Source organism: Photobacterium panuliri (assembly GCF_059920555.1).
The window spans coordinates 1,290,285-1,311,076 of record NZ_CP197193.1; the positions used below are offsets into that span (position 1 = coordinate 1,290,285).

Annotated in this window: 18 protein-coding genes and 3 tRNA genes; 6 read left to right on the top strand and 15 right to left on the bottom strand. The window is 47.7% G+C overall.

All coding sequences use genetic code 11. The features are described from left to right. Window positions 1-44 precede the first annotated feature (44 nt). Genes ACSF8X_RS22035 through ACSF8X_RS22045 form a run of 3 tightly spaced genes read right to left on the bottom strand, consistent with a single transcriptional unit; the run spans window position 45 to window position 3,972 of the window. On the bottom strand, window positions 45-896 hold the full coding sequence (locus ACSF8X_RS22035; RefSeq protein ID WP_500851474.1) for a dimethyl sulfoxide reductase anchor subunit family protein: 852 nt from the start codon (window positions 894-896) through the stop codon (window positions 45-47). After that, window positions 896-1,525, bottom strand: coding sequence for a DMSO/selenate family reductase complex B subunit (locus ACSF8X_RS22040; protein WP_047880843.1), 630 nt, complete (start codon window positions 1,523-1,525; stop codon window positions 896-898). The genes ACSF8X_RS22035 and ACSF8X_RS22040 overlap by 1 nt, the downstream gene beginning before the upstream one ends. Then, window positions 1,525-3,972, bottom strand: coding sequence for a DmsA/YnfE/YnfF family dimethyl sulfoxide reductase (locus ACSF8X_RS22045; RefSeq protein ID WP_047880844.1), 2,448 nt, complete (start codon window positions 3,970-3,972; stop codon window positions 1,525-1,527). The genes ACSF8X_RS22040 and ACSF8X_RS22045 overlap by 1 nt, the downstream gene beginning before the upstream one ends. Window positions 3,973-5,038: 1,066 nt before the next feature. Here ACSF8X_RS22045 and ACSF8X_RS22050 point away from each other — a divergent pair. Beyond that, complete coding sequence (locus ACSF8X_RS22050) at window positions 5,039-5,221, top strand: hypothetical protein (protein WP_500851475.1); 183 nt, start codon at window positions 5,039-5,041, stop codon at window positions 5,219-5,221. 58 nt (window positions 5,222-5,279) lie between these two features. On the opposite strand, the gene ACSF8X_RS22055 is transcribed toward ACSF8X_RS22050, so the two are convergent. Continuing rightward, window positions 5,280-5,681, bottom strand: coding sequence for a hypothetical protein (locus ACSF8X_RS22055; RefSeq protein WP_500851476.1), 402 nt, complete (start codon window positions 5,679-5,681; stop codon window positions 5,280-5,282). 596 nt (window positions 5,682-6,277) lie between these two features. On the opposite strand from ACSF8X_RS22055, the gene ACSF8X_RS22060 reads away from it, so the two are divergent. Then, window positions 6,278-7,942 (top strand): P-loop ATPase, Sll1717 family, encoded by a 1,665-nt coding sequence (locus tag ACSF8X_RS22060; protein WP_500851477.1) that lies wholly within the window; start codon window positions 6,278-6,280, stop codon window positions 7,940-7,942. 289 nt (window positions 7,943-8,231) lie between these two features. Here ACSF8X_RS22060 and ACSF8X_RS22065 read toward each other — a convergent pair. Further along, window positions 8,232-8,322 (bottom strand) — tRNA-Ser (locus ACSF8X_RS22065). Between the two features lie 282 nt (window positions 8,323-8,604). On the opposite strand from ACSF8X_RS22065, the gene ACSF8X_RS22070 reads away from it, so the two are divergent. Then, window positions 8,605-9,729: a M14 family metallopeptidase gene (locus ACSF8X_RS22070; RefSeq protein WP_500851478.1), complete on the top strand. Its 1,125-nt coding sequence runs from the start codon at window positions 8,605-8,607 to the stop codon at window positions 9,727-9,729. 93 nt (window positions 9,730-9,822) lie between these two features. Here the strand turns inward: ACSF8X_RS22070 and ACSF8X_RS22075 are convergent, their stop codons facing one another. From ACSF8X_RS22075 to ACSF8X_RS22085, 3 genes are all read right to left on the bottom strand, one after another. After that, window positions 9,823-10,776, bottom strand: coding sequence for an HAD family hydrolase (locus ACSF8X_RS22075; protein ID WP_500852146.1), 954 nt, complete (start codon window positions 10,774-10,776; stop codon window positions 9,823-9,825). 178 nt (window positions 10,777-10,954) lie between these two features. Further along, window positions 10,955-12,022 carry an FUSC family protein gene (locus ACSF8X_RS22080; protein WP_500851479.1) on the bottom strand — a complete coding sequence of 356 codons (1,068 nt, stop codon included), beginning with the start codon at window positions 12,020-12,022 and terminating at the stop codon, window positions 10,955-10,957. A 169-nt stretch (window positions 12,023-12,191) separates the two neighbouring features. Then, window positions 12,192-13,448 (bottom strand): adenylosuccinate synthetase, encoded by a 1,257-nt coding sequence (locus ACSF8X_RS22085; RefSeq protein ID WP_047881094.1) that lies wholly within the window; start codon window positions 13,446-13,448, stop codon window positions 12,192-12,194. Between the two features lie 176 nt (window positions 13,449-13,624). On the opposite strand from ACSF8X_RS22085, the gene ACSF8X_RS22090 reads away from it, so the two are divergent. Together ACSF8X_RS22090 and ACSF8X_RS22095 are read left to right on the top strand one after the other, a co-directional pair. Then, window positions 13,625-14,521, top strand: a complete 897-nt coding sequence (locus ACSF8X_RS22090; protein WP_047881093.1) for a LysR family transcriptional regulator — start codon at window positions 13,625-13,627, stop codon at window positions 14,519-14,521. A gap of 198 nt (window positions 14,522-14,719) precedes the next feature. Then, complete coding sequence (locus ACSF8X_RS22095) at window positions 14,720-15,730, top strand: manganese-dependent inorganic pyrophosphatase (protein WP_500852147.1); 1,011 nt, start codon at window positions 14,720-14,722, stop codon at window positions 15,728-15,730. Window positions 15,731-15,798: 68 nt separating this feature from the next. Here the strand turns inward: ACSF8X_RS22095 and ACSF8X_RS22100 are convergent, their stop codons facing one another. The 6 genes from ACSF8X_RS22100 to ACSF8X_RS22125 all read right to left on the bottom strand — a co-directional run bounded on the left by ACSF8X_RS22100 (window position 15,799) and on the right by ACSF8X_RS22125 (window position 19,305). After that, window positions 15,799-16,488 carry a DedA family protein gene (locus tag ACSF8X_RS22100; protein ID WP_047881091.1) on the bottom strand — a complete coding sequence of 230 codons (690 nt, stop codon included), beginning with the start codon at window positions 16,486-16,488 and terminating at the stop codon, window positions 15,799-15,801. 32 nt (window positions 16,489-16,520) lie between these two features. Continuing rightward, window positions 16,521-16,970: a hypothetical protein gene (locus ACSF8X_RS22105; protein WP_047881090.1), complete on the bottom strand. Its 450-nt coding sequence runs from the start codon at window positions 16,968-16,970 to the stop codon at window positions 16,521-16,523. 430 nt (window positions 16,971-17,400) lie between these two features. Beyond that, window positions 17,401-17,979, bottom strand: coding sequence for an HD domain-containing protein (locus ACSF8X_RS22110; RefSeq protein ID WP_500851480.1), 579 nt, complete (start codon window positions 17,977-17,979; stop codon window positions 17,401-17,403). Between the two features lie 303 nt (window positions 17,980-18,282). Further along, window positions 18,283-18,359, bottom strand: a tRNA-Asp gene (locus tag ACSF8X_RS22115). Between the two features lie 43 nt (window positions 18,360-18,402). Then, window positions 18,403-18,493 (bottom strand) — tRNA-Ser (locus tag ACSF8X_RS22120). Window positions 18,494-18,609: 116 nt separating this feature from the next. After that, the gene (locus tag ACSF8X_RS22125; RefSeq protein WP_500851481.1) at window positions 18,610-19,305 is read right to left on the bottom strand and encodes a DUF4336 domain-containing protein; all 696 of its coding nucleotides are present in this window, start codon (window positions 19,303-19,305) and stop codon (window positions 18,610-18,612) included. A gap of 265 nt (window positions 19,306-19,570) precedes the next feature. Between ACSF8X_RS22125 and ACSF8X_RS22130 the strand changes: the two genes are divergently transcribed. Continuing rightward, window positions 19,571-19,939, top strand: a complete 369-nt coding sequence (locus tag ACSF8X_RS22130) for a helix-turn-helix domain-containing protein (protein WP_240478225.1) — start codon at window positions 19,571-19,573, stop codon at window positions 19,937-19,939. Between the two features lie 363 nt (window positions 19,940-20,302). Here the strand turns inward: ACSF8X_RS22130 and ACSF8X_RS22135 are convergent, their stop codons facing one another. Then, window positions 20,303-20,773: a DM13 domain-containing protein gene (locus ACSF8X_RS22135; protein WP_047876807.1), complete on the bottom strand. Its 471-nt coding sequence runs from the start codon at window positions 20,771-20,773 to the stop codon at window positions 20,303-20,305. Between the last annotated feature and the right edge of the window lie 19 nt (window positions 20,774-20,792).

Below are 20,792 nucleotides of genomic sequence, written 5' to 3' on the forward strand. Positions count from 1 at the left end.
AAAATCGGGCGGAATAGCACCGCTACCCCGCCCGCTCATGGCTGTTAGTACAAGCCAGAGGTAAAGTGCATACCATAGAACACGTTGCGGCCAAGGATCTCGGCTACGAACAGCACGACAAAGGCCATGACAACGAACAAGTTCTTCTGGCGTTCCGGCGCAACAAACAACTCGGCATACAGCCATAGCGCAGCGGCCGCAGCCAACAGCACTACATGCCCGGCAACGTAGCCTGATAGCAGGGTGATCTGCTGCAAGCCGCTGTGAATAGCCGTTGAGATCCCGGCAAAATACAGGGTATGCATCACGGCAAACGCAATGTTGAGGGCGATCAGCGTTACGCCAGCCCACATCATGCTGCGGTTGATCCCTTCTGCCGACACATTCAGAACATTAAGCAGGGTGTAACCAAACATCAGGCCAGAGGTCACCACGGTGAACCAGAATGCCACTGTGGTCATCGACGTGTACCAAGCCGGTACGGTTTCGATCTGGTATACGTTCGCCATCGCAAACATGAAAACCACACCGACAACAATCGACAGACCGTTGATGCTCTTGCGGATCCCCTCGCTACCGATCTTCAGTACCGTCATCAACCAGTACAACCCCGCCAAAGAGAGGAATCCCGCACCGGTCAGGATCTCGTTGGACAAGGCGGCGCTGCCTACTCGGTTAAGAGCATTGAAGGCGCGCAGCGGGCTGCCTAGGTGCGTGGTGGAAAAGATGAACCCCACCCCCATCAGAACCAACACCGCAAAGCGGGCGATATTCATCCGCGCTTCAGAGATAGAAGGCAACTTGCTGAATGTCTGGAACCCGTTGATGGTCAAATGCGCACCGACCGCAGTTTGGGCCAGAACCGTAAAGGCGACTAATGGCGCTTCGTATAACATTATTTCACCTCTCTTGGATTCTGGAGGAAACCGGTACGGTCATTGGTTGGGCGACCATTAGGGTTCAGCTTAACAATCAGATTCGGGCTGGTAATGCGAGAGTCTGGCAGAGGTGCCACATCGGCATTGGAGCCGTACTTCGCACGCAGCTCATCAATTGGGCCGAATTCGATCGCACGCAGCGGGCAGCTATCGACGCAAATAGGCATCAAGCCTTCTGCGACACGCTCGTAGCAGCCATCGCACTTGGTCATGTGGCCTTTTTCCTCGCTGTACTGCGGCGCACCGTAAGGACACGCCATGTGGCATGACTTACAGCCGATACAGACGCTTTCGTCTACCACAACAAAGCCGTCTTCCTCGCGCTTGTGCATCGCCCCCGACGGGCAGACTTTGGTACAGGCCGGGTTCGAACAGTGGTTACAGGAAATCGACAGGTAGTAGGCAAACACATTCTGGCGGAATGCCCCATCCTGCTCGGTCCAGTTACCGCCTACATACTCGTACACACGGCGGAAGTTGCGGTCGACGCCGAGATCTTTGTTGTCCTTGCAAGAAAGCTGGCATGTTTTGCAACCCGTACACTTGCTGGAATCAATGTAAAAGCCATACTGCTTCGCGGTGCTCATTATTTGGCCCCCATTTTCTTAATTAGCGTCACTTCAACGAGGTTGGTATGGCTTGGGTTGGATTTCGCCAACGGGCTAGGACGCTGCGTGGTCAGCACGTTAATCGAGCCAGCTTGGTCAACACCTTTGGCATTCGGTGCATACCATGCCCCCTCACCCAGACCGACAACATGCGGCATAATGCGAGGCGTGACTTTCACGCGAACGTTCATCTCGCCGAACTTGCTGCGTACGCTGACCAAATCGCCGTTTTCGATACCGCGCTCAGTGGCGTCTACCGGGTTGATCCACAATTCCTGCGGAGCAGCCGCTTTCAGGATATCGACATTACCGTAGGTCGAGTGGGCACGCGCCTTGTAGTGGAAACCGGTAAGCTGAAGCGGGTAAGTCTTGCGATCCGGCGAATCCCAACCGTTGAAGGTCGAGACATATTCCGGCAGCGGGGTGATCGACTCGTCCGGGTCAAGCTCCCACTCCTCGCTGATTTTGGCCAGCGTCTCCGAGTATATTTCGATCTTGCCCGATGGTGACGGAAGCGGGTTGGCCTCCGGATCACGGCGGAAGTCCTCAAACGCCACATGCGGACGGTCGAATTGCTTCTTGTAGATCCCCTGCTTTCTCATCTCGTCGTATGCCGGCAAGTTAGGGTCGTTATTTTGCTTAACTGTTTCGGCGTACATCCATTGCAACCACTCTTCCTGAGTGCGGCCTTCGGTGAACTCGTCAAACACACCCATGCGTTTGGCAACGCCGGACATGATCTCGTAAATTGGCTTGCACTCGAAACGCGGCTCAATCGCCTGGCTGGCAAAAATAAAGTAAGGCATGGATGCCGCAGCACCATCCATACAGAAGTCAGACTGCTCTGAGGTGGTGCAGTCCGGCAGCACGATATCGGCGTATTTGGCTGATGACGTCATGTGGTTGTCGATCACCACAATCATTTCACATGCTTTTTCGTCTTGCAGAATATCGTGGGTACGGTTGATATCAGAATGCTGGTTGATCAGGCAGTTACCTGCGTAGTTCCAGATAAACTTGATGTTGTTGTTTAGCTTCTTCACCCCTTTGATGCCGTCAGTCAAATCGGTCATCTGGGTGCCACGGAAAATCGCATCGGTCCACAGGAACATAGGGATAGACGCGGTGATCGGGTTCGGCACTTTAGGGAAGCGCTGGAACGGGTAGGAATGGTTACCTTCACGAGCACCAGTACCACCGCCTTGCAAGCCAACCTGACCGCGAAGCAGCGACAGCATCATGATTGCCTTACAGGCTTGCTCGCCGTTGGCTGAGCGCTGCAGGCCCCACCCCTGTGTGATGTAAATACGTTTAGCATCACCGATTTCAACTGCCAGCTTGGTGATCACATCAGCCGGAATACCGGTAATTGGCTGTGCCCACTCAGGCGTTTTGGCAATACCGTCTGGGCCCGTGCCCATGATGTAATCTTTGTAGCTGCCATTTTCCGGCGCCGAGGCCGGTAGCGTTTTGCGGTCGTAGCCGACACAGTAGCGGTCGAGGAAGTCCTGATCGACCTTGTCCTTGCTGATCAATACATGCGCAATTGCTGCCACCAAGGCCGCATCGGTACCGTGCTTGATCGGGATCCACTGATCTTCTCGGCCTGCCGCCGTATCCGTGTATCGAGGGTCAATACAGATCGTACGTGTCTGGCTGATATTCTTCGCATCCACGTAGTTGTGGACTTGGCCACCACCGGACATCCGTGTTTCTGCCGGGTTGTTACCAAACATCAGGCAAAGATCAGCATTTTGGATATCATCAATCGAGTTGTTGTCGACCCAAGTACCGTAAAAGTACTCAGACATACATTCGATGTTAGCCGCAGAGTAATCACCATAATGGTTCAGGTAACCGCCGCACAGGTTCATCATCCGGGCAACCAGTGTTGCACTTGGATCCCAGCTCTTGGTCACGGTACCGCCCAGCGTACCCGTACCATAGTTCAGGTACACGGCATCGTTACCGTAATCCTTGATGATACGCTGCAGATTATCGCCAATCAGATCATAGGCTTCATCCCAGGTAATACGCTTGAACTTGCCCTCGCCACGCTTACCTACACGAAGAAGTGGGTATTTTAAACGGTCTGGCGCGTAAACACGGCGGCGCATAGAACGACCACGCAGACAGGCGCGCACCTGATGATTGTGGTTATACACATCATCACCTGTGTTATCGGTTTCCACCCACTTGATCTCACCATCAACCACATGCATGCGCAGCGGGCAACGAGAGCCGCAGTTCACCGTACATGCCGACCAGACGATTTTCTCATCCGGCTTGGCTGGGGTTTCTTTCGCTACAGCCTTGGTTGCGAAAGGCAAAGACAGCGCGTTTCCTGCCAGCGCCAATGCACCCAGTGCAGAGCCGCCCTTTAATGCATCGCGCCGCGTAATATTTAACTTACCATTTTGGCTCATGGTTTTTCCTAATTTCCGGTTTGAATTAGATAGTGGCGCTTAATTAATAGCTTTAGACAGGAAAGAACACGGATAAAATAAGCAAGCCATAACTTATCGTTATGTATCACTTACAAAAGCTATCAATTAAGTAAGCTCGCCAAGCCAAATAACAAGGCTCAACAGACAACCACTACTGACAACTCTATATGTGTGGCAACCCACTGTGTTGACCACAATCAATTTATAAAATGACACTAGGTGGAATCTTACATTCCATTTTGGCATTTATTATTAATGGGATATTAATAACACAATCAATGGTAATGACAATCGTTACCAAACACTCATAGGCATATTACAAGAGGTTGTTTTTAAAGGCATTTATATAATGGTGATTTATTGTAAACACAAAAACAAAATTCGACACCACAAAGCAAAGCCATATATTACTCACACCAAGAAGAAATGATCGAACGAAGAATAGAAGCCATTTTGTGCGCCTGTTTTGATTATGGATTAATCAAGTCAGTAAAATAACAATAGACAGCAAATTATAATGACATTGCTAGCATTATTTAGTCTCCTACTTCATTTACTTATTGATATATAGATATTTTAGCCATACTATCCATTATCTTTTTATGACATTAAAAACACGAATGATAATATATAAAATTTTCAAAAATAATGATGTGATTGTATGTATTGACTCAACAGACAACAATGCTGAAAAACAATCTGAGGATTTACTTAAAAATGGATATGATTATTGTTACAAAGTAAACGCCAGCACTGAAAATGAAGCCATTATAAAATTCAAAGAAAAAGAACGATTGAAAAAAACATCTATGATAAAGGGTGTCGTTCTCGGATTGCTCGCATTGTTTCTGTGGTACATGCCCATTGCCTACGAGATCCCCCAGAGCTTCGACTCCACATGCAGTTTTTGGAAGGTTATGTGGTATGAGGGCATATTTTCCCCATCGCAACATTATTACAACTACTACACATACCCAGCCGAATCATTAGAGGAGATAACACCTTTTTTGTTATCTCTGTCGTGCTGTTTATCCTCTCGGCATTAGTGAGAACAAAAGCATTTGCCATTATCTCATCACTCGCCTTCTCCGCCATCATCGCCATCACTGCGCTTGATATTTACTACCACGTTAATGGTTACTGTATCTACTGGGGCTACTATGGCCTGGTGTTAGTTTCACTATTGAGCTTGAAATATAGCTTCTCTATGAAGACAGAAAGTCAATAATATTTAATGCCAGCTAATTCCGTATAAGCGCATTAGCTGGCAAATTTCATTAAAACGATCAACCTTTCTTTGCCCATTGTGATTTGAATACAAAAAAGAAAAACAGCATGAACACAAAATCATTGAGCCCGTAGATGGTATAGAAAATGCCCGCAAACAAATCGGCATCATAGACAGCAGAAAGGCTATTAGACGCTATCCATTTTACCCAAGCGACAACATACACCAGCTTCTCTAAGGTAAATGCCCCCGCCAGCCATGTGATATTGGCTTTTATCGTTGCCGCCCCCAGATAGGCAAGCCCCCATACCATAATCATCAACAAGCCAAAATTAGACATCACAACAGGGTCAAACTCGTTGATCACACTATTGGTCAAGGCCCGCGAAAAGACTAACACCCCACCTATATTCATTGCCGCCGCAGCAACAAGTCCGAGCCTTACGGTATTTATGTTCATTGTTTACTCCTACAGAGCCAAGAATCTGGAAGTCTGGCAAGATACTCATCGCTTACACGCGAATTGTTAGTATACAACCAACGCGCAGTCCTCAGCCCCAGCAACAAAGTAATCACCCACAACAGGCACTTCTGAAATAGAAGCTTAACTCGCTGTTCGCACAGTCATAAGGTAAACGTATATAACCAATTAGACATAATTTGGATATAAAAAAACCGACGGCTAAGTCGGCTTTTTGAATATGCGAGGCTGGAATGTATGCAGCGAAGGATTGGCTACCAGCAGGAACTGTCTCTTTGCTCAAGGGAAGCCTGTTTAAGGTCTACAGGCTATCTTTTTCAATGAGCAAACTCAAGTTTGGACACTTGTGAGTTACAGCTATTGCTAAATTACCAAAATAAAATTATTTCAAGGATACCTAACCTATTTTCAATTCCTCAGGCTCTGGTTTCAGCCACTGCATGTTATATATTTATTTGCTTTAGCAAATTTTGTGGCTGAAGTCTCTTTTTTACATCTTAAAATAAGCCGCTAAACATAATGGTTCTAATATTCATAATAACGAATGAACATATTGACAATTATAAGGGTATATTTTGGCTGATAGAATAATCATAAAAAACAATCTAAGAGTTGGTGACTTAGATGCTGAAACAGATACTGCTTTCCTCAATTCCTGTTTTATCGATAAAGGCTATGTTGATGAGTTGTGTGATGTAAGCAATCCTTTATCAATAATTCTTGGTCGAACTGGTGCAGGTAAAAGTGCTCTTCTTTATAAAATTTCTCAAGAAACAGAAAAAAATGTTCAAATAGATCCCAATGACATTTCAGTTCGCTTTCTGGAGCATTCAGACATCATTCAGTTTTTTGATGCATTAGATGTAAACTTAGATTTATTTTATAGGCTTCTATGGCGTCATATATTAATAGTTGAATTATTAAAAATCAGATATAACATTAAAAATGAAATAGATAATAGAAATTTCATAGATAATATTGTTGATTACTTCAGAAAAGACACTGTTAAACAAAAGGCTATAGAATACTTCCGAGAATGGGGTGATAAGTTCTGGCTGGATACTGATGAACATTTAAAAGTAATAACAAAGAAATTAGAAAATGATACAAAAGCAAATCTAGGTGCGAAATTTAGTGACTTGAATATTAGCGTTAGTGGCGCTGATAAACTCACAGATGAGCAAAAGACTGAGATTAAGCAGAGAGCTAGTCAAGTTGTCAGTGGCTTACAAATAAAAAAGCTTAATGAAATGCTAGATTTATTATCAGAGCACTCATTCAATGACCCACAAAGACATTTTTACATCTTGATTGATCAACTAGATGAAAGCTGGGCCAATACTATGACTCGTTGTAGGTTTATTCGTGCCTTGATAGAGGAGATTAAAACATTCAGAAAAATAGAGAATGTTCAGATAGTTGCAGCAATGCGTAAAGATTTACTTGATCTTGTCTTCGATAAAACACGTGGAGCAGGCTTCCAAGAAGAAAAGTATGAATCCTATATTTTACCGATTAACTGGACAAAAGCAGAATTAACCGAACTTATTGAAAAACGGATAAATGAAGTTTTTAAAAGACAATACACGAGAAAATCAATCTCATTTAGTGACATTTTCCCTTTAGCCAAAAAGGGTCATGGTCAAATGGCTATTGATTTCATTTTAGAAAGAACATTATTTAGACCTAGAGATGTTTTGCAGTTTGTTAATGAGTGTTTTAAAGTAGCTTATGGAAGAGAAAGAATATCATGGAGGGCTATTTATGCAGCAGAGGCGCAGTATTCTGAAAAGCGATTAAAGTCTTTGAAAGAAGAGTGGGGAGAAGTATACCCTTCTTTTGATGATACTGTTGAAATATTGAGAGCTTTACCGATGTCATTTAGTCGTTCAAGTTTCACAGATATAAGGTTAGAGAACTTAGTAACTGATTTATATGATCAAAAAACAAATGATCCTTGTGTTTTAATTGTGAGAGATTACTTTAATTCATCTGGTGATGTAAAAATAACTGAAGTACTAAACAATGTATTAATTTGCTTATATCGTGTCGGTGTGATTGGAATAAAAATAAGCTCATTAAGCACATTTATATGGTCATTTATAGATCAAAGTACTGTCTCAAGAGGAGAAGTTCGTCGGGCTAGCCAAATCAAAGTCCATAAGATGCTACATCGTGCATTAGATATTGAAGTTGCTGGTACTGAACGTTTTGAAGAAATGGTTTTAGAACAACAATAGCAACATCTAGTAATACGAGGTGAAAGTTTAAGTCGGATTTACCTAGACTGTGATGGCATTGGTAAAGGCAAGCAAATAGAGAGTGAGTTGTCTATATGGGACAAATTCTCTAACTCATTTTGGGGCAAAAACGAGTTACAAACTGTTCTCTGCCCACTCTGTGTGGGAGGGGTACTGAAGACAATGTACTTTCGATTCGTTCAAATGGAATGACATAGGTTGAACCCTACCCCATTGTCACAAAACTCAGATGTAAAAAAGCCGACAATTAAGTCGGCTTTTTTGAAAGTGGCGGAGGGATAGGGATTTGAACCCTAGATACGCTATAAACGTATGCCGGTTTTCAAGACCGGTGCTTTCAACCACTCAGCCATCCCTCCGTAAGTGCGGTGAATATTACTCGACCAAAGGCAATGCGTAAAGACCCCACAAACTCAAGTGGATAAATTACGATCAATAATCGCTAGGTTTTACCAACCCGCTGCAATTTAAATACTCGTGAGTTACATTCGCCCATGCCAATGCTTGAAATATAAACAACAAATAGCTGAGTTTCCCCGGCAGATCACAATCGCGATGCCCAAGATAGCGTGCTGTCATCTTGTTATCTCACAAAGCAGCTATAGTTATATCCAATCTATTGGGCTACCTTGCGGATCACTATGAAAATATTCAGCAATTTCGAAAGCGGCAACATCACGGTTGTGAAATCCGATACCCCAGACAATATCCAGCTCGCCATTCCGGCAGACAACCAATCGGATATTGCCCAGTGGTTTCATTTTCGCCTTGAAAGCGAGCCTCAACGCCAGCACCAGTTCAAGATTTTGAATCTGGCCAAATCCGCCTATCCGGAAGGCTGGCAGGACTATGATGTGGTTGCCTCATATGACCGCGAGGAGTGGTTCAGAATCCCGTCCCAATTTGACGGCGACACCTTGAGTTTCAACGTGATCCCTGAATACGGCTCGATGTATTTTGCCTACTTTGCCCCTTATAGCTACGAACGCCATCAAGATCTCCTCCATCAAGCCCAAATGCACTTTAGCTGCACTCTCGACACCTTGGGCCAAACCCTTGACGGCAACGACGTAAGCCTGCTCACCATCGGCGAGCCTGATGAGGGCAAAAAGAATATTTGGATTATCGGCCGCCAGCATCCGGGCGAGACGATGGCTGAATGGTTTATCGAAGGACTGCTTCAGCGCCTGCTTGACGATACCGACACTGTTGCCAAAGCCCTGCTCGACAAGGCTGTCTTCAGGGTTGTGCCGAACATGAACCCGGACGGCAGCATCCGCGGCCATCTGCGTACCAATGCCATCGGGGTCAACCTCAACCGTGAATGGCAGGCGCCGTCGATGGAAAAAAGCCCGGAAGTATTCTTGGTGCGCGAGCAAATGCTGGCCTGTGGGGTGGATATGTTCCTCGATATCCACGGCGACGAGGCGATCCCCTACAATTTCGTGGCGGGCAGCGAAGGCATCCCTTCATATAACGAACATCACGCCGCACTGGAACAGGCGTTCAAGCAGGCACTCCTGACCATTACCCCCGAATTTCAGGATCAACACGGCTACGACAAAGATGCCCCCGGCAGTGCCAACCTGACTATCGGATCCAATTGGGTGGCCGAACAGTTCAAGTGCCTGTCATACACCATCGAAATGCCGTTTAAGGATCATATCGCCCATCCAGATGAATTCTACGGCTGGTCACCCGAGCGCAGCGTGGCATTCGGCCAGGATGTACTCGCTGCAATATGGGCGGTGGTGGATCAGATTTGATCCTGTCGATCAAAAAAACCGGAATAGGTTCTGCCTATTCCGGTTGTTGATGGTTCTTTGAAGGTCAGCGGATGCCGCTGGCACAAATATCGGCTAATAGATCTCACACCATTCGTTTTTCATATCTATCAGGTGCCAATTGTCGCGCTTGTTGGCTTCATCAAGGGCTGAATCCAAATGGCCAACGTCTGACTTCCGATCATATTTCCATTCCCGCGCCTCGTCGGTATGGTGAACAATCATCGCCATAGAATGGGGCTGACTTGTCGCCCATTGCATCATCGCTTGGTCACCATCTGAATTACCCACTGCCAGAATGGGTTTCTTACCGATGATATGTTGAATATTCTCGACTTTGCCCGCCTTATCATCGATTGTCAGGAGTTCCCCCAACTTCACCACCGTCGGCTTGCCGTCGTTGTAACTGTATTTGTACTTCAGGGCGCTACCAATAATTTGCTCTTGCGGGATATTATAGGCCTGCGGGGCCCACACCCGCATAAAATCCACCCCGCCCCCCGATACGATATAGGTTTTGAAATCGTTATCTTGCAGGTAGGCCAGCATCTCTTTCATCGGCTTGTAGGTTAACGCCGTATATGCCTTGTTGAAGCGTTTGTCCTTGGCGGCCTGTAGCCATTGCCCTACTGTTTTCTGGTACTCTTCAACCGTCATGCCGGAATGGGTCGCCTTTACGATTTCCAGCAGCGATTTTTCCCCGCCCGCGAAAACACTCTTGAGATCATCCTCCAGCACAAACTTGAACGGTTCTTGGGTTTTCCATTCGGGATGATCGGTGGCCATTGCCTTTATCTGATCGAACGCAAACACCAATTGGAAGTAATAGGGCTTTTCCGACCACAAGGTGCCATCATTGTCGAAAACCGCGATCCGATCTTCAACCGCCACAAATTTATCCGACTCTTTATTAGTGGCCTGTTTTACAAAATCCACTATCGCGGTCTTGCTCTTCCCGTCCTTCCATGAAGGAAGCAGCGATGAATTACACCCTTGAGCAAAACTGGTGTATGAAAAACTGGATAACATGACAAATGACAGAACATGTAATCGCCGCATTATAAACCACTCCTTTTTGATTAATGCTTTTAACTTAGACCAACCAGCCCAACTTGCACGTCAGCCTCGACAAAACCGTAACAACAAAAAAGCCAGCGTCTGAGATACACGCTGGCTGATTATTGCTATCAATGGCTGTCCATCACGGCTAACTGGCCTGATATTGGAACACCTTGCACAGGCTCTGGCTGAGTTTGGAAAACTGCCGTGCCAACTCGCGGTTTAGCCACAGGTAACCGAAATAACTGATGTCACTGGTATCATCCTGATCATGCGGGCCACGCTGCGGCAATAAGTGCAAAATAATGATTTCGTCTTTGTGGATCGGGGTGATGGTCTTACGCTCAATCTGGCGGCTCAACCGTTCAAAACGCCGGGCAAGCTGCTCCTTGGCCTGAGTCAGGCATGGCATATCGCTGATCTTCTGCTGACCTTTCTGGGTATCCCACGGGGTACTGACCAAGGTGTCGATCATGGTATAGATACGTTTTTCGATCAGCAGGACATTGGCGATCACTTGCTTGTTGGGGCCAGCCTCCTTGAGGGCATGGGGCAGCAAATCCTGCTGCTTGTCGAGCAGCTTTGCCAGCTCCTGAGTATGGAGCGGATTGAAGGTACTCATCGAGAGTTCCTGATTATGCTGATGGTAGTACTCGCCGCTTTTTTCCAAGAACTGACTCACCAAATCAAAGAAATGATCCGTCGCGCGGGAAGGGAAAACATAAATACTGCAAAGAATAGACACGATACCGGCCCACAGTACGTTAACGGTACGCCACATCGCAGCATCAAAATCTTCCGGGCCGCCACCTGCGACAACCACTATTGTTATTGCCACCACCAGCGATGCATAGGCGTATTTCTTCTGGGTGCAGTACATCGCCGCCAAGGTTACGGCCAAAAACATCAAATGGTGGAGCCAGTTATACTGAGCAGGGATCAAATACAGCGACAAACCCATCAGCGCGCCAATCACTGTCCCCCATATTCGCTGCTTGGCCTTGGAGAGAACCCCGCCGATAAAGGGAATCGTCCCCATTACGGTGACCGCCGTGATCAGCGCCCATGTGCCATAGGGGATGTCGAATAGACGGATGATCAACTGAATTAGGCTGAAGGCGATAAATACACGGAAAACATAAAGAAAACGGTAATTTTTTAGCGCAAAGTGTTGGTATTTGTTCATAGGGATGATGACATCAGATGAAAACTTCAATCATCATACAAACTATTCTTCAATTAGTACCACGTAAAATCCCCCATTCGTACAATCTTAGATCCGCCAAATGGAATACGGCTATCGTTCAGGCATAAAAAAAGCCAGTACCAAAGCCGGTACTGGCTGTGCCTAGCGGATGCGACTGAACCTGCATCCGGCTACGTTATTAACGCATGATCATCTGCTCGCGGCCTGGGCCGACAGAGACCATCTTCACCGGTACGCCCATCAGGGATTCGATGCGCAGTACGTAATCCTGAGCCGCTTTCGGCAACTCTTCGAACTTACGGCAACCGGTAATATCTTCGCTCCAGCCTTCCATATTTTCGTAAACAGGGCCTAGTGCCGCTGTTTGAGGCCAGATTGGATTTTCACTGTGCTCGCCATCGTAGGCAACACAGATCTTCAGACCTTCCAGACCGCTCAGACAGTCAAGCTTGGTCAGGGCCACTTCGGTTGCAGCCTGAAGCTCAACACCATTCTTGGTTGCAACGGCATCAAAGTAACCCATGTCACGTGGGCGGCCAGTGGTTGCGCCGAACTCACCCGCAAGTTCACGGAAGGCATCTTGCTCTTCCATTGCGGTGATCAGCGTACCCGTACCTACCGATGAGCTAAATGCCTTGGCAACGGCAATCACGCGCTCTGGGCGAAGGGCAGGAAGGCCACTACCGATACCAGCGTACATAGACACAACATTAGACGACGTTGTCCACGGGTATTCGCCGTATACCAAGTCACGACCAGCACCAAGCTGTGCTTCGAACAGTAGGTTTTTGTCTTCGGCCTGAATTGCCTTCAACGGCAGGCTAACGTTGCAAATCGCGTCACGCCAAGGCGCAGAAATCTCAAGCAACCATGCAGTCATCTCTTCTGCTGTCTGGCTGAATTCAAACGTTGGGTACAGGGCTTTAAGCTGTGGTAGTTTCCAATCCATCCAGAACTGGATACGCTCAAGCAGTACTTCAGGCTGCTTCAGCCAGCCGACCAAGATACCTTTTTTCATTACGCGGTCGCCGTAAGCGGGTGCTATGCCCTGGCGTGTTGAACCGTAAGCGCTGTCACCCAAACGTACTTCTTCCAGCGTATCTTCTAGCGCGTGGAGTGGAAGGCACAGTGTTGCGCGGTCAGAAATACATAGGTTTACCTTAACGCCAGCAGCTTCAACTTCTTCTAGCTCTTTTGACAGTGGCTCAGGGCTGATCACCATGCCAGGGCCTAGCACCGCAAGACAACCAGGGTTAAATACGCCGCTTGGCAGCTGGTGCAATTTGAACGTACCCAGATCATTCACCACGGTGTGGCCGGCATTGTTACCGCCCTGGAAACGGATGCTGGCTGCAGCTTGTTCAGCCAGAAAATCGACGATGCGGCCTTTGCCTTCATCACCCCAGTTTGCACCTACTACAACAGTTGACGACATAATTAACTCTCCTTAAAAGCGATGGGGACTATGCTATGCCTCGCCGACCAATAAGAAAAATTAATAATCGTTATAAGCCCGATAAGGATTCCATATGGGATTTTGTGACAAACGGCGTAGAATGAGGGGAACATTTTTGCTGCTGCAGGCAGCGTGTTCTGATACTGCGAGGCACCATGCTTGATCTCAACTGGCTCAATACCTTTACCACTCTTGCGAGGCTGGAGCATTTCGGCAAAACGGCGACAGAGCTGCATATGACCCAACCCAATGTCAGTTTGCATATCAAGCAGCTGGAACAGGCGACCCGGGTCAAGCTCATTGAACGCAACCCGTTCCGGCTTACCCAAGCAGGTGAGCGCTTACTACATAGCGCGCAGCTTACCTTGCAGGAACTTCAGGTCTGCCAAGCCGATCTCAATGCAATCAATGACCTGTGCCAAGGTACCTTGTCCATCGCGGCCAGTGATATCATTTCCCGCCTGCTGCTGATCAAGCCTTTTCAGTCTTTTAAGAAAGAATTCCCCGGTATCGACCTCTCGCTCTTTAATACCACGTCCTCACAAGCAGCCGAGCTAGTTCGCAGTGCAAAAGCCGATCTCGGTTTTGTCATTGCCCAAAAAGAGAGCCAACCATTGCACTTCACCGAGCTGCGCCAGATCCGGTGGTGCGCTCTGGGCAACGGCCTGAGCGACTGGCAAAAATCCGCACAGGAAAATATCGCCACCCCCTCGGGCGACGAGCCAACCCTGATCTTGCTCGGCCACGATACCCGTACCCGGGATTTGATCGATTCAGCCCTGCCGAGCCTGCGACTGCCCCGCTATCGAATAATGGAAGTCGGCAGTGTCGATGCCCAAATCGACTGGGCCGAGGCCGGTTTCGGCATCGCTATCGTACCGGCGTTCTCGCTCCACCCGAAACTCAACCTACAAAGTACCATTACACCGCTGCCCGACTTCCCAACCACCAGCTTGGGCTATATCGTGCGCCAGAACCAAGTCCTGTCGCGTGCAATCAAACAGTTGTTGAACTGGGTCAGCGAAGAGATCGCCAACAGCGCCAATGGCTAATTAATCTCTCGACTACTATTGCCTCCCTCAAACAATGGGGGAGCCCCATACAGCCTGAAATAGCAAGTTATTCACCGATAAATCAGCAAATTACACAGCAAAATATGTTGTGCCTCGCAAAATCCCGCTTCCCCCCTAGTGACATTCTCAACGGATAGCCATCATGCGCACGACTCAAACCTGTAAACGGATTTAATGATGAAAAAACATTACCTTGCAATACTGTTAGCGGCATGCAGCACATCCAGCATGGCATTCGAACTTACCACCCCTGCAGCCAATAACACCGACAATCTAGTATGGAGCGGCCACCTTAGCCCAGATACTGATACCGTCACCTCTGCCATTGCCGCCGCCCACATTTTCGGCGGTACGGCTGCGATCCCTGAGGCGGTAAACCCAGAGAGCCAGTTCGTCCTCGATTACTGCAAAGTCAAAACACCAACCATGCTCAGCGCGGTAAAAGCCGACAAAGTAGGCTTGGTTGACTTCAACCAGAAGACCCAGCTTCACAGCAGCATTGCCGAAGATAAAATCGTTGCGATCATCGACCACCACGCCATTGGCGGCAACCCAGTGAACATGCCACAAGTGGCTACCTTGGATATCCGCCCTTGGGGCTCGGCAGCAACTATTCTAGCCAACCGCGCTGAAACACTAGGCGTTTCCCTACCGGCAGAAATCGCTTGTACAACGCTGGGCGGCATTCTCTCTGACACAGTGGTATTCACCTCGCCAACCACCACTGAATATGACAAGCAATATGCTGAGAAATTGGCAAAAACAGCCGGGATCAAAGATATCAAGGCATTCGGCGAAAAAATGCTGGAAGCAAAATCAGATCTTAGCCATGTAAGCGCGGCCGATATCCTGACTCTGGATTACAAGAACTTTGCATACGGTGGCAAAAAAGTCGGTATCGGTGTTGCCGAAACCCTCACTGCCCAGCAACTGCTAAACCGTCGTGACGAGTTCGTTGCTGCGATGAAGGCTTACAAGAAAGAAGCTGGCCTTGATCACCTATTCTTCTCAGTCATCGATACCAAGCATAAGCGCGCCAACATGCTGTGGATCGACAGTGCCGACCAGAAAGTGGTTCAGGTAGCATTCAAGGGCAAGAACACCGGTGAATGGCTAACGCTAGATGGCGTAACATCGCGCAAACGCCAAATTGGCCCATCCATCCAAAAAGCTATCGAAGCGCAATAACCCCCGCCGCCGATATTTGGGCATAAAAAAACGGGCACCCATTGGGTGCCCGTTTTCATTTTCGTCTTTTAGATTTTTTCTGCGACTTGTGTTTTAGCCTGATGATTTTTAATCCACCACTGACGCAGGCGCATAGTCAGGAAGCTCAACACCGCAACCGACAGGGTAATAACCGGTGCGGCCATTAGCGCCATCGTTACCAAGCGGCTCAGGTTCTCTGGCAGCAGTGGCAAAACCATACCAAAACCACACAGCAGGCCAGTCCACAACATGGCGCTCAGCCATGAGAAGTAATGGAACTTACCAACCTTGCTCACTCGCATGCCCATCATCAACGGCAGCAGCGAACGCACTACTGGGATGAAGCGAGCGCAGAACAAGGCAACAAGGCCATGCTTGCCGAGCAATACGTCAACCTGCTGCAAGCGGCGCTGAGGAACAGCATCTACCCATTTCTGCACCTTAGGCAGCTTGTTCAGCCAACGGCCTTGCTGGTAAGCGGCCCAGCTTCCCATTGCCGAACAGAAGGCAATAAGCACAAGAATAAACACTGGGTCCAACACACCGACAGCTGCCAAGGTGCCAGACAAGATAACAACACTGTCACACGGGAACGGAGCGGCTGGAATAAATCCACTCTCAAGAAAAATAAGTGCGGCAACCACGAAATACACCATGGCGGCGCTGCCCGGAACCATCAGGGCATTGAAGTCTTGGTGCCAAAGCGCCATCAAGACCGACATAACTGAATCAAACATTTACATATCCTCACATCAAAACAAACGACGACTTACAATGCGAGGTGCATATTACGTGTGTGGATAAAACGATAGATGATGTTTGATTCCTGCCACCCGCCTAGACGATAACTCCGAAAACGCCGGTAGCACCATTCGCGGTAGCAGTAACAGACGGTTGCCACAATCCCTGCAAGCAAGTTGACAACATCATACCAATAGACATGCCGCAGCGGATCTGGCTCCCAGACCTCGCGTTCACTGCTGCCTGTTGCAGTCCGGGGAAAAACAAGACGGGAGTTCTGCCTAACGGGCAGAGCTGCATGCTTCTGCTTCCTTACTTTGAGAGTATGGCTATCAAAACGGTTCCATGCCTGTTCGGCAGAAGGGAATGAGGCAGCAGGGGAAACCGGCAAATCGGCATGGGCATAGCTGGCCTTGCCTACAGAGAGGCCAAGCCATAGCAATGATGACAGCAGATAAAAAGCACGGTTAATACGCAAAGCAATATTCCCACCGGATAGGAAGCTGATCTCGAAGCAAAGCCGACATCTAAGCCAGCTCCTGCTCTCAGGGTACGTTTTAACGCCGGAAGGAAGGAATTGCAATACAATTCATCAATCGTGAAGATGAGAAAAAGAATAATCTTGCGATACGAGAACGGTTGCGCAGCTATAAATACCTCTTAATATCGGTATCTTTTTGATTTTAGTCATTATGTTCAAACGCTAAAACTGTGACGTAACCACAAGTGACCCGCTTGTTTTTCGGTCGAAAAACACACAACCATTAACTCGTGTCACCCAACAGGTAAATCTTCTACCTTTTCTCAAATTTCGACGTTATTGGCCAGTGGACGAAAGTAGCATAGCCAGCCTCTCCCTTAGCCCCGCCTCACCAAAACCGACCGGTAACCAAACGTGAGAAAACAGGCTAAAGTGTATTGTTGCCTTTAGCCAGCAGGGCCGTCTCTTCATCAACCAAGGCTCTTATCTGGGCTGTCAATACGTCATTGTCAGTATACCGCTTGCCATAACTCAGGTTAAAACCGTAGTCAAAATCCACCGGGTTCATTCCTTGCGTATGCTGCAACATAGTTTCGAGCTTATCGAACGCTTTCGCCAACATCGCCTCAGGCGATGAGGCCTGCTCATACTCGTCCCACAGCATCAAAATTTCGGCTTGCAACTCTTGAGGCAGTGGTGTCATCAGTTGCTTCAAATCGTCCCGTTCCTGCGTTCCCTTATCCAGCCCCGGCATTTGATCAACGGCTGCAATATCACCGCTGATGGCTTCACCCAAGTCATGAATGATGCACATTTTCAGCATCTTGAGCATATCGATATCAGCATATTGTTTTTCAAACAGCATCACCATCAGGCACAAACGCCAGGTATGCTCGGCAGTGCTCTCCTGACGCCCGTTGGAAGTATGGGCCGATCGTAACGTCTGCTTTAACTGCTCCGCCCCTCGAAGAAATGACAAAATACCTGCTAATTCTGCTTGTTCCATGACTCTTCTGCTGACTAACCTAACATGAAGCCCCATTGTAATCGTACGGCAACCCGTTCGCTATATTGGTTCCTATTTCTGGCAGATGACTGGGCTGGCACTCCAGCGGGACTCATTCGACCGCAGGGCGAACTTAAATTCAACGCATACAAAAAAGCCCCAGCATTTCTGCTGAGGCTTCATTGTGTTGGCGGAGCGGCTGGGACTCAACGCGCACTGCCAGTGCCGCGCCCAAAAGACCGAAGGGCTTTCGGGAGCGTTAGATGTGAAAAAGCCCGACGCTTTCGCATCGGGCTAAATCGTTGGCGGAGCGGACGGGACTCGAACCCGCGACCCCCGGCGTGACAGGCCGGTATTCTAACCAACTGAACTACCGCTCCAATTCTTTATGAAACCTGGTTTTACAACCAAACTTCTAGAAAGTGGCGGAGGGATAGGGATTTGAACCCTAGATACGCTATAAACGTATGCCGGTTTTCAAGACCGGTGCTTTCAACCACTCAGCCATCCCTCCGTAGGTGCGGTGAATATTAGGGATTTTAACCAAGGCTGTAAAGCGTTAATTTCAAAAAAACAATCAACAGCGCAAATTTAACCCACACAGGGTAAATTCAGCTCATTAATCGCTATTTATGAACAAAAACGGTGAGTTAGTTTTTCAAAAACTGACTTTGCCTGCTGCTCTATTACCTCACCATGCGTAACGACGATACGTTGGAAATCCCACGATTTGACATGCTCGACAAAACGCCCGAATGCCTGCTTGTCTTTTATCGTCAAACCGAGCTTGAGGGGGGGCGCAATGCAGCAACCTTTGAAGCCTATCGGCTGAAACACATATTTTGTCATCACTCCTGAAAAGCCATCAGCGGGTTGCTCATCCGGATAATTTTGAATGAAATCCGTCACAATAAGTGACTGTGACTTATGGTGGAAAAATACCGTTTCACAGAACAGAGGTACCGACGGCATGGTTTCCCACGACAAGTCATTGGCCCACGGGGCTTCGATACCCGGTTGCAGGATATGGTACTTGGATAACGGGACTTTCCGGGGAATACCGGCGCTGACATAAAGATCTGCCTCAGGATAAGCGTCCGCCCAATCCTGTAACCAACGACTGTGATGATTATTAGCGGCAACAATATATCGCACCGATCCCAGCGCATTGACTTGCTGCTGCAACTCAGGTGTCAGAGCCGTCGCCGAATGCAGCCACAGGCTGCCGCCTTCCAGACGGACAACAGTCATTCTCAGGCCAAGCTGAGTCCCCAACATGTTCATACTGTCTTCATGAACCCAGATATCTTCCGCAATTTGCCGCATCAATCCCTTCCCCTATTCCTGCGATAAACACCCACATTTTATCTCACATGCGATTGTTCAAAGACAACGTTATACAACGCTTTCATCATCAACTTCGACCGTGAATGCCACATAAATCACATGGCAGATCCTGAAAATCGAAATATGACATTTTTATGACAGATGATTTATCAGGAAAATCGTTTATCAACATTAATACACTGAATTGTAAACGGCTTAAAGCTATTCATAATGCAGGCTCTTATTTCGATTCATTTATACAATTATGGAAATGTATCAACACCCTTCAGCCTACCCTGCTCACAACAGCTTGAAATTTCGCAAGCAAATTGAGGCATTTAGGGAAACCATCCATGCTGAAATCCACCCGATGCAAATGCTGGTATTCTTAGAGGTGATCAACAACCCACCTATGACAGTATCAGTGAGTTATATCAATGATCTCTTGGTAATCACACAGGCAGCAGCAAGCCGCCATTGCCGAGCACTTACTGAGCGATATTCGCCATCACGAGATGGCTACGGGCTGTGTACTTGGATCCAATGTCCAAAAGATTTCCGTTCTAAGTATTTGCAACTAACGGAAAAAGGATTGCTTGTCGCAGAAAAACTGCGCGCAAACTTCCAAAAATAAAACTAACACCCAGAACAAGAAGCAATCTCCATATTTACATGCCCCTTTTCACGCACCTTTTTGCATGTGATACATACATGATGTAGTAGGCGAGTATGCATAAAAAGCTCGTTCTAAAAACTGAAATTTCATCAGGATAAGAACGAGCTTCCACCGTTAATTTACGAAAACCCCTATTTAAATCTACTTTTGAGCCAACAATGTAACCAAATGTGTCAATGTGTTGACTCCTCGCCCTCAAAAGAAACCGTCCAAATTAAAGAGCTCCCCTTCCTGCCAGCCACAACCACCACCATCACAGCCGTGTAGTATCGCCTCAATACATGTAGTCACATGTGACATTACCAACATCCAAACATTCAACTAACGGTACTTGCCCGAGGTGATAAATTCCCCGAATGTCTCGCACCACACTACAACCGTGTTGTAGCGCTGAATATCGACACCATTGGTTATCGGCAACATAAAGCCATCAAACGTCTTAATCGCGCCAATGCGTACCATTTCAGGCTTCAATTGGTTGAATGCCACTTCGGTTTCAATATATTGCGGGGATAAATAGAGTTGATAATCAGGCCCAGGAGCAAGCTGACCAGAAAAGCTGATCATATCGGCCGACAAGGCGACTTCCCCTTCGCCCCAATGCAGGAAATCACTGTCCTGGCGCTCGCGATCAAAAGAAGACGTAAACAACGCATGCTCAACCGCTTCCTCTATCTCCGCGGCCGATGGAGAGGGCGGCGCAATTAAGACCGGCAACAAATACACCCCAAGAGCAAAACCAATCCCCAGCATTGCAAGGTGAGATACCATCAACCCTAACACTCGAGCCATAACGCCTCCTTGTCTGTTT